This window comes from Quatrionicoccus australiensis (assembly GCF_020510425.1).
In the GTDB taxonomy this organism is placed as follows: Bacteria; Pseudomonadota; Gammaproteobacteria; order Burkholderiales; family Rhodocyclaceae; genus Azonexus; species Azonexus australiensis_A.
In genome coordinates, this window is record NZ_JAHBAH010000001.1 from 150,281 (window position 1) to 164,655 (window position 14,375).

12 protein-coding genes are annotated in these 14,375 nt (G+C 62.3%); 8 read left to right on the top strand and 4 right to left on the bottom strand.

Annotation, left to right across the window (positions count from 1 at the left end):
* The first annotated feature begins 193 nt into the window (after positions 1 to 193).
* Positions 194 to 4,030 carry an MHYT domain-containing protein gene (locus KIG99_RS00805; protein WP_226458325.1) on the top strand — a complete coding sequence of 1,279 codons (3,837 nt, stop codon included), beginning with the start codon at positions 194 to 196 and terminating at the stop codon, positions 4,028 to 4,030.
* 10 nt (positions 4,031 to 4,040) lie between these two features.
* On the opposite strand, the gene KIG99_RS00810 is transcribed toward KIG99_RS00805, so the two are convergent.
* Positions 4,041 to 4,826, bottom strand: coding sequence for a response regulator (locus tag KIG99_RS00810; RefSeq protein ID WP_226458326.1), 786 nt, complete (start codon positions 4,824 to 4,826; stop codon positions 4,041 to 4,043).
* Between the two features lie 201 nt (positions 4,827 to 5,027).
* Between KIG99_RS00810 and KIG99_RS00815 the strand changes: the two genes are divergently transcribed.
* Entirely contained in the window at positions 5,028 to 5,183 is a 156-nt protein-coding gene (locus tag KIG99_RS00815; RefSeq protein ID WP_226458327.1) for a hypothetical protein, read from the top strand.
* A gap of 34 nt (positions 5,184 to 5,217) precedes the next feature.
* Positions 5,218 to 5,985 (top strand): hypothetical protein, encoded by a 768-nt coding sequence (locus tag KIG99_RS00820; protein WP_226458328.1) that lies wholly within the window; start codon positions 5,218 to 5,220, stop codon positions 5,983 to 5,985.
* A 46-nt stretch (positions 5,986 to 6,031) separates the two neighbouring features.
* On the opposite strand, the gene KIG99_RS00825 is transcribed toward KIG99_RS00820, so the two are convergent.
* Positions 6,032 to 6,925, bottom strand: a complete 894-nt coding sequence (locus KIG99_RS00825; RefSeq protein WP_226458329.1) for a LysR family transcriptional regulator — start codon at positions 6,923 to 6,925, stop codon at positions 6,032 to 6,034.
* Positions 6,926 to 7,020: 95 nt separating this feature from the next.
* Here KIG99_RS00825 and KIG99_RS00830 point away from each other — a divergent pair, with 95 nt between their 5' ends.
* The 5 genes from KIG99_RS00830 to ppk1 all read left to right on the top strand — a co-directional run bounded on the left by KIG99_RS00830 (position 7,021) and on the right by ppk1 (position 11,774).
* Positions 7,021 to 7,815 (top strand): DODA-type extradiol aromatic ring-opening family dioxygenase, encoded by a 795-nt coding sequence (locus KIG99_RS00830; RefSeq protein ID WP_226458330.1) that lies wholly within the window; start codon positions 7,021 to 7,023, stop codon positions 7,813 to 7,815.
* An 11-nt stretch (positions 7,816 to 7,826) separates the two neighbouring features.
* Positions 7,827 to 8,369, top strand: coding sequence for a cytochrome b (locus KIG99_RS00835; protein ID WP_226458331.1), 543 nt, complete (start codon positions 7,827 to 7,829; stop codon positions 8,367 to 8,369).
* A 1-nt stretch (position 8,370) separates the two neighbouring features.
* Complete coding sequence (locus KIG99_RS00840) at positions 8,371 to 8,922, top strand: YceI family protein (protein ID WP_226458332.1); 552 nt, start codon at positions 8,371 to 8,373, stop codon at positions 8,920 to 8,922.
* A gap of 28 nt (positions 8,923 to 8,950) precedes the next feature.
* A complete protein-coding gene (locus KIG99_RS00845; RefSeq protein ID WP_226458333.1) occupies positions 8,951 to 9,529 on the top strand; it encodes a YceI family protein in 579 nt (192 codons plus the stop codon).
* Positions 9,530 to 9,692: 163 nt separating this feature from the next.
* Positions 9,693 to 11,774: a polyphosphate kinase 1 gene (ppk1, locus tag KIG99_RS00850; RefSeq protein WP_226458334.1), complete on the top strand. Its 2,082-nt coding sequence runs from the start codon at positions 9,693 to 9,695 to the stop codon at positions 11,772 to 11,774.
* A 107-nt stretch (positions 11,775 to 11,881) separates the two neighbouring features.
* Here ppk1 and KIG99_RS00855 read toward each other — a convergent pair whose 3' ends face one another.
* Both KIG99_RS00855 and KIG99_RS00860 read right to left on the bottom strand, forming a co-directional pair.
* A complete protein-coding gene (locus KIG99_RS00855) occupies positions 11,882 to 12,058 on the bottom strand; it encodes a LiaI-LiaF-like domain-containing protein (RefSeq protein WP_226458335.1) in 177 nt (58 codons plus the stop codon).
* 13 nt (positions 12,059 to 12,071) lie between these two features.
* Positions 12,072 to 14,294: a RelA/SpoT family protein gene (locus KIG99_RS00860; RefSeq protein WP_226458336.1), complete on the bottom strand. Its 2,223-nt coding sequence runs from the start codon at positions 14,292 to 14,294 to the stop codon at positions 12,072 to 12,074.
* Between the last annotated feature and the right edge of the window lie 81 nt (positions 14,295 to 14,375).

Sequence of the window (14,375 nt, forward strand, 5' to 3'; positions counted from 1 at the left end):
AAGCGCCAAGTTGGATATGACCTTGCATCAGCGAAAAAAATTCATCGGCAAGTGCAAAAAACATACTGCACACGCCCGAAAAACGACCATCAACAGGCGTTGACCGATGGAGAAGCAAAGAAAGGAGCGCACTCTGCCTTAAGATATATACTGTTTCGGCCCAGCAGCCCAAAAAACAGGCAACCGCCCCTTCATGCTCGAACTCGTCAGCAGCGCGCCACCCGACAGCCTTCTTTACATTGGTCAGTACGACCCGCTGCTGGTCGTGGCCTCATTGCTGATTGCCATCTTCGCTGCCTTTGCCGCCCTGCTCGTCTCCGACCTGACAACCAGGCTCGACGATCGCCGACAACGCCGCAACTGGCTTGCAGCAGGTGGCATCACCATGGGGCTTGGTATCTGGGCGATGCATTTCGTCGGCATGCAGGCCTTCCAGCTTCCCTGCAGCGTCGCCTATTCGCCGTGGCTGACGACCGTTTCGATCATCCCCGGCGTTCTTGCCTGCAGCCTGGCGCTGGCACTGATCAGCCGGAAAGTGCTCGACACGCCGGATTTGCTGCTCGGCGGCACCCTGATCGCGCTCGGCATCGGCCTCATGCACTACACCGGCATGGCCGCGATGCGCCTCGACGGACTGGTGCGTTACGACCGAACCCTGTTTTTCGTCTCGCTCGCGGTCGCGGTTTGCCTGGCCATCCCGGCACTCTGGCTCAAGGCGAGAATCGACCGCTGGCTGCCCAGCGGCCCATGGGCCAACCTGGCTGCGGCAAGCACACTGGGCCTGGCGATTTCCGGCATGCACTACACCGCGATGGCGGCGGCCTATTTTGTCCGTGACGGCGATGCCGGCATTCCCGTTTCGCAGCTGACGCCCTCCCTGCTCGCCACGGCACTCGCCCTGGCCATCATCGCCATCATCATCGCCATGGTGGTTGCCGCAATCGGCAAACGTCACGCCATGGCGTTCGATACCGCCCACTACCGGCCATTGCTGACCATGGGGCTGATCTGGACGGGGATCGCCTGGGTACTTGCTTCGCTCTACACCTCGCACCTGTCCGCTGAACTCTACCAACAGGAAACCGCAACTGCCCACCGGCAACTGAGCTATGTCGCCGCCAGCATCCAGGAAACCCTGAACTGGCAGGCGGCGCTACCGGAAGCGCTGGCGCACGAACCCGCCATCCGGCAATTGCAACAAAAACTCGCCGGACCGGCTGCCGCCCGATCATCCGGCAAGGACGCGCCGGCTCAGCAACGAAGCGAAAGCCAGCAACTGGCAGAACTCAACCGTTATCTGCTGAGCCAGGCGAAAGTACTGAAGGCCGACGTCATCTGGATCATGACGCCCGACGGCCGCAGCGTTGCCGCCAGCAACGCCGGGGAGCCGGACAGTTTTGTCGGCACCGACTTCAGCGAACGCGATTATTTCCACAGCACGCAAGCCGGCAAGCCGGGGCGGCAATTTGCCATCGGCAAGGTCAGCCGGATTCCCGGCCTCTACTTCGCCGCACCGGTTCTGGCCGAGGGCAGGAATCTCGGCACGATTGCGGTCAAACTCAACATTCGCAGCCTGACCCAGCATTTCGCCGGCAGCGGTGTCTTTCTGACGGACGCGCATGGCGTCGTTGTCTCGTCCACCGATCCCGCCTTGCTGTGGCGAACCGTTCCCGGCAACACCCTGGAGCAATTCAGTGAATATCAGCGCCTGCAACGCTATCAGTTGGCGAAAGCGGAGCCGATGCAACTATCGGGCTGGGGCGATGACAATTTTCCCGATTTGCTGAAAAGTCGCCGCAACACCCCGCTCATTCTCGAAAAACAAACCTTGTCCGCCGACGGGATCAGCGTTTACCTGCCGCACTATCTTGAATCCTGGCCGGATATCCAGGACAACCGGACCTGGCTTTTCGTGCTGCTGGCGATCGCCGGCGGACTGCTGTTTTTCTCCATTTATGGCGGCTGGCTTTATTTCCGGACCGTACACGAAGCCAACCGGGCCCAGGGCGAATCCCTCACCCGCCTGGAACAAAGCGAGAGAAAATTCCGCCTGCTCCTCGACTCGATGGCGGAAGGCATTTACGGCACCGACCGCGACGGCACCTGCATCTTCGTCAACCGCGCCTGTATCGAGCTGCTCGGCTATGCCGACGAAAGCGAACTGCTTGGCCAGCGCATGCACACCACCATTCATCACTCGCACGCCGACGGTACGCTCTATCCAGCCTGCGAATGCCCCGCCGGCCTCAACAACCTCAATGAAAATGGCGTCCATGTCGAAGGCGAAGTCTTCTGGCGCAAGGACGGTCAGGCTGTTCCCGTCGAGTATTGGGGCCGCCCGGTCGTTCAGGATGGCGAAAGTATCGGCACGGTCGTCGCCTGGTTCGATGTCAGCGCCCAGCGCGCCTCGGAGGAAAAGCTGCGCAAGCTCTCGCAGGCGGTCGAACAAAGCCCGAATTCAATCATCATCACCAATACGCGCTGCGAGATCGAATACGTCAATGAAGCATTCTGCAAGACCTCCGGCTACGCATTCGATGAAGTGATCGGGCGCAATCCGCACTTCCTGCAGTCCGGCCGCACGCAGCCGGAGACCTATGCGGCGCTGTGGCAGGCGCTGGGCAACGGCCGGCCCTGGCAGGGTGAGTTCATCAACCGGCGCAAGGATGGCGAAACCTATATCGAACACCAGATCTTCTCGCCCATCCGCCAGAGCGATGGCCGGATCACGCATTACCTCTCGGTCAAGGAAGACGTGACCGAGAAAAAGCACAACATCGAGGAACTGGAACGCTATCGCCTGCATCTTGAAGAACTGGTCGATGAACGCACCCGCCAGATCGCTGCGCTCAACACCGAGCTCGCAGCCCATGCCGCCGAGGCCGAGGCCGCCAACCGCGCCAAGAGTTCCTTCCTGGCCAACATGAGCCATGAAATCCGCACCCCGATGAATGCCATCACCGGCATGGTGCACCTGCTGCGACGGGACAGCATCACGCCGCGCCAGGCCGAACGCCTGGGCAAGATCGAGGTCGCCGGGCAACACCTGCTGGCAATCATCAACGACATTCTCGACCTGTCGAAAATCGAGGCCGGCAAACTGACCCTGGAGTCGATTCCGGTCCATGTCGGCGCCCTGGTTGCCGATGTCGTCTCGCTGATGGCCGAGCGCGTCCACGCCAAGAACCTCGACCTGCGCGTCGAAACCAGCGCCCTGCCCGGCAACCTGCTCGGCGATCCGACCCGGATCCGGCAGGCCTTGCTCAATTACGTAATCAACGCCGTCAAATTTACCGACAGCGGCCACATCACGCTGCGCACCCGGCTCATCGAACAGTCGGCAGATGATGTCCACCTCCGCTTCGAAGTCGAGGACACCGGCAGCGGCATCAGTGAGGAAGCCCAGCGACGCCTGTTCTCGGCTTTCGAACAAGCCGACAACTCGACCACCCGCCACCACGGAGGCACCGGGCTTGGCCTCAACATCACGCGCCGTCTCGCCCAGTTGATGGACGGGGATGCCGGCGTCAGCAGTCGCCAAGGTGAAGGCAGCCTGTTCTGGTTTTCCGTCAGGCTGGCGCGCGACCGTCTGGATAGGCCCAGGCCGATGGCAGTCAAGGCACAGCAAGCGGAGGAAATACTGCACAGCAATTACGCCGGCAGCCGCATCCTGCTCGTCGAGGATGAGCCGATCAACCGCGAAATCGCCCTCGAGATCCTCAGCGACCTTGAACTTGCCGTCGATGTCGCGGCGGACGGGGTCGAGGCCGTCGCCATGGCCAGCCAGCATCCGTACCAGCTGATCCTGATGGATATGCAGATGCCGCGCATGGATGGCCTGGAAGCAACCCGACGCATTCGCGAGCTGCCCGGCTGCGCCAAGCTGCCCATCCTGGCAATGACTGCCAATGCCTTCGCCGAGGACAAGGCGCGCTGTATGGAAGCCGGCATGGACGACTTCATTGCCAAGCCGGTCGATCCGGAAATCCTGTTTGCGACGCTGCTCAAATGGCTGTCAGCGGCACGCTGAAACAGCAGCTTCAGCGACCGAGCAAGCGCCGGATGAAGGTTTCGACGTAGGCCGGACGCAAGGGTTTGAGGATGTAGCCGACGGCGCCCAGGCCTGCAGCCTGGCTGACCAGCTTCTTGTCGGCACAACCGGTGACCATGATGACCGAGGTTTGCGGGCTGGCCTCGACAATTTGCGGCAGCGCTTCCAGGCCGCCCATCACCGGCATGTTGACGTCCAGGCAGAGCACCCGCGGCTGATGATTGCGTACCGCCTGTACCGCCTCGGCCCCGTTCGCCACCGACTGCACGACGATCAATCCGTTTTCTTCGAGCAAGCCCTTGAGCACCAGACGCACCGAGCCATTGTCATCGGCGATCACCGCCGTCTCTCGCTTGCCGCGCACCGGTGCCGGCGCATTGGGGGCGCCGGCGCCGGCCTGGTGATTGGCGGCATGGCGGGTATCGGCAACCGCCTGCAATTCGGCAAAGATCTGCACCTGACCGAAAGGCTTGCGGATGAAGCCGGAAGCCCCGGCATCCGCAGCCCGCTCTTCGATGTCCGTTTCCGCCGAAGCAGTCATGAAGACAACGTCGATCTGCGGCCATTCCGCCTGGATCGATTTGATGATGGTCAGCCCGTCACGCCCCGGCAGATGGTAATCAAGACACAGCACATCGGGCAGGATGGAGCGGACTTGATCCTCCAGACCATCGCCATCGCCGAAGGAACCCACCACTTCATGACCGGCCGCGGCAAACAATGCGGCAAGCAGCTTGCGCATGGCTGCATTGTCATCGACGATCATGATCCGCATCTGAAAACTCCGGAGTAGGGAAAACGCAGCTTAGCAGAAGGGGAAGCCGGAAGAACAGCACCAGGCAAGGCCGGCCGCAATAACGAAACGCCAGGTGAACAATGCCGAAGGGCTAGCCACCAATCAGCGGGTAAATACCCTGGGAGCCCGAAAAATCCGGGGGACGCGCAAACCGGGCAACAGTTTTCGCATACTTCTGCCATGGCTGACATCATCCACCTCGCCGATTTCAAGCTGAGCGGCCCTGACGCCTCGCCACGCCGTTCAACTGGCATATTCCCTGCTAATTTCCCCGGGCAAGCCCAAAGCGGCCGGCAATGGCCGAAACGCCAGCGAATGACCGGCAAAACAGGCTGACAACGGCAAATTTTTCCGGGAGAAAGGCAAGATCATGCAGATCAGAAACGTCGGCACACCGATTACTGCGGCGCAGCGCCACGGCTACCGCGAAACACCGGACAGCAGTTTTTACGCGGCTTACCAGGCCGCATTTGCAGCGCAAAACCCGATATCGGCGAGCAGCGAAAGCGATACTGCCAGCCAATCGCTGACCGATATCCTCGGCAGCACGCATCGTGAACTTTCCGCCCTGCGCGGCGTCAGCACTGAGAGTCAGGCGCTCTACGCCGAGGTGCTGAACAAGGCCTACAGTTCGGGCGGCATGGACAATGCCCGCCAGTTTCTCGGCTCGCTGTCGGCGAAGGAGCTTGATGCCGTGCGCCAGAACCACTGCCTCGCCGACCGTATCGATACCGCCTCCATCAGCGAGGAAGGCGCCGAAAACCTGTTGCTGCCCGAAGGCTACGCGGTAGACCTGAACGCCGACGGGATCGAAGAGGTGGGCGCGGCCCGAACCATGTCCTTCCCGCCCAGCGACGCGCCCGCGGCCGTCAAGGAGGCCTGGTTCCAGGCCACGGCCGACATGGCTCCGGGGCAGATGATGACCTATCAGTTGATGATGCACGATGCCATCTACGGCATCCGGATCGACGGACAGAGCCAGGGGGCGCCATACGCAGCGGACGAGACCGACAGCTATCGCCAGGTCGTCGACAATTTCCTGGCCGCGCTCGAAACGACCAAGGGAATGCTCGCTGACGGCCAATACGAGCGCGACAAGGCTTTCTTCAGCCAGTTGCAGGCCCTGCTCGCCGCCTGAAAACAGCGAAAATTCCGGCGTCGACCGGTCGACGCCGGAAAAACACCTAAATTGCCGGCTCGGCCAACCCGGAAGCGAGGAAATCCATCAGCACGCGCACCCGGTGCGGCACATGCCGGTTGCTCGGCAACATGGCGTAAATCCCGAGTTCGGGAATCGGAAAGTCAGCAAGGATGGCCTCGACCCGGCCGGATGCCAGATAGTCGTCAATGATGAAATCGGGCTGACAGGTGATGCCCAGGCCCTGCGCTGCCGCCTCGGTCAGCACGTCGCCGTTGTTGGCGTTGATGCGGCTATGCATGACAAAACTTTCCAGTTGCCCGGCAACCATGAACTGCCAGGCCAGGCTGCCGCCGCCGGCGGTGTAGCCCAGACATTCGTGATGCGCCAGTTCGGACGGATGGCGCGGCCGGCCATGCCTTGCCAGGTAATCCGGCGCGGCGAGCACCAGCATGCGGCTGTGACCGATCTTGCGCGCCACGTCGCCGGGTTCGAGGCGCCGGGTGATGCGGATCGACAGGTCGATGCCCTCCTCGATCAGTTTGACCCGCCGGTCGCTGTAATCCATCTCGAGGCCAACTTCGGGATAGCGCTGCGAGAAATCGAGCAGCAGCGGTGCCAGGCGCTTGAGGCCGAAGCTCAGCGGCAGGCTGATCCGGATATTGCCGCGCGGCGTCAGGCGCTCCTCGGCGACGTCGGTCTCGGCCGACTCGACGAGATTGAGAATGACCCGGCATTTTTCCAGGTAGGCGGTACCGGCCGAGGTCAGCGCCAGGCGGCGCGTACTGCGCACCATCAGCTTGACGCCGAGATGCGCTTCGAGCGCCGCAATCTGGCGCGTTACCACCGAACGGGCGAGGCCCAGTTGCAGCGCTACCGCCGAAAAACTGCCCAGTTCGGCGACACGCACGAAGAGATGCATGGCTTCGAGTCTATCCATTGTTGCTTATCCAGCAATAAACATTTGCCGATTGTCGGCTATTTCGCTGCAAAAAGGAGGACTAAAGTACGCCCATCGCATCAGGAGTCGCAGCAATGACACAGTCCCTACCCGCTCTTTTCGTTCCGCACGGCGCGCCGACTTTCGCGCTGCGCCCCGGTGCGGCCGGTGCGGCGATCGCCGCGGCGGCCCGCCAGCTCCCGCTGCCGCGCGCCATCGTCATCGTCAGCGCGCACTGGGATACGGCCGAGCCGACCGTCGGCTACGCCGTCCGACCGGAAACCATTCATGACTTCTGGGGATTCCCGGAAGAGCTCTATGCGCTCAACTACCCGGCCACCGGCTGCCGCGAAGCGGCCGACGAGGTGGTGGCCGCAATCCGCAGCGCCGGCCTGCCGGTCGCCAGCGATGCCGGGCGCGGCCTCGATCACGGCGCCTGGGTGCCGCTGCGTCTGATGTTCCCGGAAGCCGACGTGCCGGTCATCCCGCTGTCCATCCAGAGCCATGGCGGGCCGCAACAGGCCTACGCACTCGGCCGGGCGCTTGCCCCGCTCGCCGCGAAAGGCTTTCTCGTGATCGCCTCGGGCAATGTCACGCACAACCTGCGCGATTACCAGATGGCCTGGCGCAATGGTGGTCAGACACCGGCCTATGTGCGCGAGTTCACCGACTGGCTGAGCGAACGCCTGCAGGCTGGCGACATCGACGCCCTGCTCGACTACCGCCGGCAAAGCCCGGGTGGTGTCCAGGCGCATCCCAGCGATGAACATTTGCTGCCGCTTTATGTCGCACTCGGAGCAGCGGGCGAAAACGCCAGCACCGAACGTTTCCATGCCGGCATCGACGATTACGTGATCGCGATGGATGCCTATTCATTTTTGCCCCAATAAGGAGGTTGACCGTGTCCACTCATTACACCCGTACTGCCAAGGGCCTGCACTGGGCCATGGCGATCCTGCTCATCGGCCTGCTCGCGCTCGGCTTCTACATGCATGACCTGCCGCTGTCGCCGGAAAAGCTGCAGCTTTATTCCTGGCACAAGTGGGCCGGCGTCACTGCCTTCCTGCTCGTCCTGGTCCGCCTCGCCTGGCGCGTCGCACACCGGCCGCCCGCGCTGCCGGCGAGCATGCCGAAGCTGATGCAACTGGCGGCGCACGCCGGTCACCTGGCGCTCTACCTGCTGATGCTGGCGCTGCCGCTCTCCGGCTGGCTGATGAGTTCGGCCAAGGGCTTCCAAACCGTCTGGTTCGGCATCCTGCCGATCCCCGACCTGCTCGAAAAGAACAAGGAACTGGGTGCGCAGCTCGCCGAAGTCCACGAAGCGCTCGCCATCCTCTTCATCCTCACCCTGCTCGCCCATATCGGCGCCGCCCTCAAGCACCACTTCATCGACAAGGACGACATCCTGACTCGCATGTTGCCCCGTCACGCCAAGGAGAACTGACATGAAACGCATCGCCCTCGCTTTCGCACTGACTACCGCCTTCGCGGCCCACGCCGCCGAATTCACCCAGGTCCAGGCCGACAAGAGCGCCATCAACTTCACCTACAAGCAGATGGGTGTAGCGGTCGACGGCAAATTCAAGCGCTTTTCCAGCCAGCTCGCCTTCGATCCGGCCCGCCCGGCGTCGGCCAGCGCCAGCTTCGATGTCGAACTGGCCAGCGTAGACACCGGCGCCCCGGAAGGAGACGACGAAGTGGCCGGCAAGCCCTGGTTCAACACCAAGGCCTTCCCGACCGCGCGTTTCGTGTCGACCGGCGTCAAGCCGCTCGGTGGCAACAAGTACGAAGTCACCGGCCAGCTCAGCATCAAGGGCAAGACGCAGCCCGTCGTTGTCCCCGCCACCTTCACGGCGCAGGGCAAGAGCGGCACCTTCGACGGCAGCTTCAGCATCCGCCGCGCCGATTTCGCTATCGGCGAAGGCTCCTGGGCCAAGTTCGACATCGTCGCCAACGACGTCCTGATCAAGTTCCACATCACCGCCAACAGCAAGTAAGACCCCAACCCCAAACAGGAGAATCACCATGCAAAAACTCAACAAGATCGCCGCCGCCCTCGTCCTTTCCGCCGCTGCCGCAGCCCCGGCGCTGGCCGCCCCGGAAACCTACGTCGCCGACAGCACGCACACCTTCTCGCGCTTCTCGTACAGCCACTTTGGCTACTCGACCCAACTTTCGCGCTTCAACAAGAACAGCGGCAAGGTCGTTTTCGACAAGGTCGCCAAGACCGGCTCGGTCGACATCGTGATCGACACCAAATCCGTCGATACCGGCTTCGACACCTTCAACGAACACATCCAGGGTGAAGACTTCCTCGACACCGCCAAGTACCCGACCGCTACCTTCAAGTCGACCAAGGTCGTCTTCGAAGGCGACAAGCCGGTCAGCGTCGAAGGCAACCTGACCCTGAAGGGCGTCACCAAGCCGGTGACCCTGACCGTGACCTCCTTCCAGGCCATGCCGCACCCGATGCTGAAGAAGGATGCGATCGGCGCCAATGCCTGGACCGTGGTCAAGCGCTCGGAATTCAATGCCGGCAAGTACGCGCCTTACGTCGGTGACGAAGTGCGCATCGAAGTCGCTATCGAAGCGATCAAGCAATAAGCGATTATCCGCAGCAGAAAGCCAACGCCGCCTTTTCGGGCGGCGTTTTTCGTGGACCGCGCCGCCGCTGCCACAGGCTCACCCCATGTCATCACACTGAAACATTAGTGCAACAAAATGATGGGCTTAAGGAATATACTTCAGAAAACACATGGAGCGCGCGATGCATCATCCCCAAATCAAACCCCGCTTCCCGACCGAGAACTATCTCAACCGCGAACTCGGTATGCTCGCCTTCAACCGGCGCGTGCTGGCCCAGGCGGAAGACGAACGGGTGCCGCTGCTCGAGCGCCTGCGCTTCCTGTGCATCGTGTCCAGCAACATGGACGAGTTTTTCGAGATCCGCATGGCCGGCCTCAAGGAACAGGTCAAGGCCAACGCGCAGGTTCCGACCACCGACGGCAAGACGCCGCATGAGGCCTTCCGCCTGGTTTCGGCCGAAGCGCATGCCATCGTCACCGAACAATACCTGCACCTCAACGACGTGATCCTGCCGGCACTGGCCGAAGAAGGCATCCGCTTCCTGCGTCGCTCGTCGTGGAACGAAGCGCAGCGCGAATGGATCCGCAATTACTTCATCCGCGAGATGGTGCCGGTGCTGACGCCGATCGGACTCGATCCGTCGCACCCCTTCCCCAAGGTGCTCAACAAGAGCCTCAATTTCGCCGTCGAGCTCGAAGGCAAGGACGCCTTCGGGCGCAGTTCCAACGCCGCCATCGTCCAGGCGCCGCGTGTTTTGCCGCGCGTCATCCGCCTGCCGGAAGAACTGGCCGGTTGCGAATACGGCTTCGTTTTCCTGTCGTCCATCCTGCACGAATTTGTCGGCGAACTATTCACCGGCATGAGCGTGCTCGGCTGCTACCAGTTCCGCGCCACGCGCAACTCCGACCTCTTCGTCGACGAAGAAGAAGTCACCAACCTGCGCACCAAGCTGCAGGGCGAACTGCCGCACCGCCATTTCGGCGATGCCGTGCGCCTCGAAGTGGCCGACAACTGCTCGCCGGCAATGACCGAATTCCTGCTCGCCCAGTTCGGCCTCAAGGATGCCGATCTCTACCGCGTACATGGCCCGGTCAACCTGGTTCGCCTGATGCAGGTGCCGGACTGGGTCGACCGTCCGGAGATGAAGTTTTCCTCCTTCGTGCCCGGCATTCCCAAGGCGGTCGGCAAGGGCGTCAATATTTTCGCCAGCATCCGCCGCGGCGACATCCTGCTGCACCATCCCTACCAGTCGTTCTCGCCGGTCATCGAACTGCTCAACCAGGCGGCCAGCGACCCGAATGTCGTCGCGATCAAGATGACGGTGTATCGCACCGGCACCGACTCGGTGCTGATGCAGTCGCTGATCCGCGCCGCGCAGAACGGCAAGGAAGTCACCGTCGTCGTCGAACTGATGGCGCGCTTCGACGAAGAAGCCAACATCAGCTGGGCGACCAAGCTCGAAGAAGTCGGCGCGCATGTCGTCTATGGTGTGGTCGGCTACAAGACGCACGCCAAGGCGCTGCTCATCGTGCGCCGTGAAGAAGGCGGCCTCAAGCGCTACGCCCATCTCGGCACCGGCAACTATCACCCGCGTACTGCCCGCCTTTACTCGGACTTCGGCCTGATGACCGCCAACGAGGAAATCACCCACGACGTTTCCGAAGTTTTCAAGCAGTTGACCGGTCTGGGCAAGGCGCGCACGCTGAAACACTTGTGGCAGGCGCCATTCACGCTGCAACCGAACGTCGTTGCCGCGATCCAGGCCGAGGCCGAAACGGCGCGAGCTGGCGGCAAGGCGCGCATAGTCGCCAAGATGAATTCGCTGCTCGAAGCCGAGGTCATCAACGCCCTCTACGAAGCCTCGCAGGCCGGCGTCTCGATCGATCTCATCGTGCGCGGCGTCTGTGCGCTGCGCCCAGGCGTGCCAGGCCTGTCGGACAACATCCGCGTCCGCTCGATCATCGGCCGCTTCCTCGAACACCACCGGATTTTCTATTTCTTCGCCGGCGGCAAGGAATCGGTCTATCTGTCCAGCGCCGACTGGATGGAGCGCAATTTCTTCAAGCGCATCGAACTCGCCTTCCCGATTCTCGATCCCAAGCTGAAAAAGCGCGTCATCACCGAAGGCCTCAAGTTCTACATGGCTGACAACCAGCAGGGCTGGGACATGAACAGCCAGGGCGTGTACCAGCGCCGGCGCTCGGCCCGGGCCAAGCCGCACAATGCGCAGGGCGAACTGCGCCTGACGCTGGGCGGCGTTTGAACGGTCGACGCTGAAAAAAGGGCAGAAATGCGGTACTCGCCGCATTTCTGCCCTTTTGTTTGTTCACCGCACCTGCAAATGCAGCCCCGCAGGCAGCAGGACCAAACCTAGCGGCGCGGCTGGTCGTCCGGCGTGAAGTAAAGCGCCACGCCCAGCGCAATCAGCGCCAGCGGCCACCATTTGCGCAGCAGATTGACCAGATCGATTTCGAGCAGATCGAGATTGACCGCCAGGGCCAGCGCCCCGATCACCGCCAGCGCAATGGCCGCAAAATTTCCCTTCATCGCTTTTCTCCGGTCAGGCGCGCCGCACGCCGACCACGCCTTCGACATCGTGGATCAGGGTCAGCGTTTTCTGCATCTGCTGCAGGTTGGTGATTTCGACGGTAAAGCTCATGTGCGCCTTGCCCTGCTTGGACTGGGTATTGACGCCGACGACGTTGAGCTTTTCGCGCGTGAAGATTTCCGAAATATCGCGCAGCAGGCCTTGCCGGTCATGCGCATCGACGACGATGTCGGCAGCAAAAACGCCGGTCGTCTGCACCCCCCAGTCGGTCTCGATGACGCGCTCCGGGTGCATGGCGGCAAGATTGGCAAAATTGGAGCAATCCATGCGGTGGATCGAGATGCCCTTGCCGCGCGTGATGAAGCCCTGGATCTCGTCGGGCGGTGCCGGCTTGCAGCAACGCGCCAGTTGGGTCAGCAACTTGTCCACGCCGACGATCAGGATGCCCTGGTTGCCTTCGACCGGCTTGCTCGGCCGCGTCTGCACCTCGTCCGGCGCCAGCGTTTCGGCGAGCAGGTCGCCACCGCGCACCACGGTCTGGAACTGGCGCAGGTTCATCTCGCCACGCGCTGCGGCGATATACATGTCGTCGGCACGCGAGAAGCCGAGCTTGTGCGACAACTCCTCGATATTGGCCCCGGTCTGGCCGGCCCGCTGCAATTCCTTGGTGACGATTGCCCGGCCTTCGGCCAGGGTTTCTTCCAGCGCCAGGTTCGAGAACCAGGCACGCACCTTGACCCGCGCGCTCTTGGTATGAATGTAGTTCAGCGTCGGGTTGAGCCAGTCGCGCGACGGCCCACCGACCTTGGCGGTGATGATGTCCACCTGCTGCCCGGTCTCGAGCGGCGTATTGAGCGTCACCAGATGACCGTTGACCTTGGCGCCGCGACAGCGATGACCGAGATCGGTATGCACGCGGTAGGCGAAGTCGACCGGCGTCGAGCCCTGCGGCAGGTCGACCACCTTGCCCTGCGGCGTCATGACATAGAGCGTTTCGTCGAGCGCCGCCTGCTTGTAGCGCGACACCCAGTCGGAACTGTCGGCGACTTCGTCCTTCCAGGTCAGCAGCTGGCGCAGCCAGGCGATCTTGTCGTCGTAGTCGTCACCACCGACCCGCTTGCTGCCTTCCTTGTAGCGCCAGTGGGCGGCAACGCCGAGTTCGGCGTGCTTGTGCATTTCCCAGGTACGGATCTGGATTTCCAGGCTGCGCCCATCCGGGCAGCGCACGGCAGTATGCAGCGAGCGGTAGTTGTTACCCTTGGGATTCGAGATGTAATCATCGAATTCCTTGGAAATCGGCGACCACAGGTTATGCACGATGCCAAGCGCGGTGTAGCAGTCCTTGAGGTCGTCGACGATGATGCGCAGGGCGCGCACGTCATAGACCTCAGAGAACTCGACGCCCTTTTTGCGCATCTTGTTCCAGATGCTGTAGATGTGCTTCGGGCGGCCGTAGATCTCGGCCTTTTCAACGCCGACCGCAGCCAGCTCCTGACGCACCCTGGCGACGGCTTCGACGATGAACTGCTCGCGCTCGCTGCGCTTCTCGTCGAGCATCTTGGCGATTTTTTTATAGGTATCCGGGTGGATGAAGCGGAAGGACAGGTCTTCCAGTTCCCACTTCAGTTCCCAGACACCGAGCCGGTTGGCGAGCGGCGAATAGAGCTCCAGCGTTTCGCGCGCCACCTGGACGCGCAGGTCGTCCGGGTTGGCCGCATAGAAGCGCAGGGTCTGCGTCCGGCTGGCCAGGCGCAGCAGCACGACGCGGATGTCCTCGACCATGGCGAGCAGCATCTTGCGCAGCACTTCGACCTGCGCCTTGACCTCGGCCGGATTGACTTCGCCAGCCTCGATATTGGCCGCGACAAAGCCCTTGGTGATCGGCCGCAGACGATCGAGGCGGGAAACGCCGGCGACCAGATGTGCCGCCGGCTTGCCGAATTTTTCCTCGATGCGCGCCACGCCATGCTCGTCGTAGGACGGAATGGCAAAGAGCATGGCGGCGATGCGCGATTCGGCGTCGAGCTTGAGACCGGCGATGATCACCGCCATGCCCAGTGCGTGCGACCAGACCCGCTCGCCGCTGCCGAGCACCCGGTCGCCGTAGCTCTCCCAGGCGTATTCAACGGCCTTTTTCAGGCGCTCTGCATCGGGCTCGGCCAACCCTGCGGAGAGGGTGGCGAGGAACTTATCGAAGTCGCTCTGGGCGGCGACGGAATGAACGACGGAAACCATGCCGCGAATTATACCGTCCGGGAAGCGGCAAGCGATGCCGGCGAATGCGCCTTCCCGACAAACAGCGGGAACCCTATTGGG

What these genes read in the sequence shown, in the direction of transcription:
- KIG99_RS00825 (WP_226458329.1), bottom strand. Translation starts at nt 6,925, where the DNA reads ATGGATAGACTCGAAGCCATGCATCTCTTCGTGCGTGTCGCCGAACTG.
- KIG99_RS00810 (WP_226458326.1), bottom strand. Translation starts at nt 4,826, where the DNA reads ATGCGGATCATGATCGTCGATGACAATGCAGCCATGCGCAAGCTGCTT.
- KIG99_RS00805 (WP_226458325.1), top strand. Translation starts at nt 194, where the DNA reads ATGCTCGAACTCGTCAGCAGCGCGCCACCCGACAGCCTTCTTTACATT.
- KIG99_RS00855 (WP_226458335.1), bottom strand. Translation starts at nt 12,058, where the DNA reads ATGAAGGGAAATTTTGCGGCCATTGCGCTGGCGGTGATCGGGGCGCTG.
- KIG99_RS00860 (WP_226458336.1), bottom strand. Translation starts at nt 14,294, where the DNA reads ATGGTTTCCGTCGTTCATTCCGTCGCCGCCCAGAGCGACTTCGATAAG.
- KIG99_RS00820 (WP_226458328.1), top strand. Translation starts at nt 5,218, where the DNA reads ATGCAGATCAGAAACGTCGGCACACCGATTACTGCGGCGCAGCGCCAC.
- KIG99_RS00815 (WP_226458327.1), top strand. Translation starts at nt 5,028, where the DNA reads ATGGCTGACATCATCCACCTCGCCGATTTCAAGCTGAGCGGCCCTGAC.
- KIG99_RS00830 (WP_226458330.1), top strand. Translation starts at nt 7,021, where the DNA reads ATGACACAGTCCCTACCCGCTCTTTTCGTTCCGCACGGCGCGCCGACT.
- KIG99_RS00845 (WP_226458333.1), top strand. Translation starts at nt 8,951, where the DNA reads ATGCAAAAACTCAACAAGATCGCCGCCGCCCTCGTCCTTTCCGCCGCT.
- KIG99_RS00840 (WP_226458332.1), top strand. Translation starts at nt 8,371, where the DNA reads ATGAAACGCATCGCCCTCGCTTTCGCACTGACTACCGCCTTCGCGGCC.
- ppk1 (WP_226458334.1), top strand. Translation starts at nt 9,693, where the DNA reads ATGCATCATCCCCAAATCAAACCCCGCTTCCCGACCGAGAACTATCTC.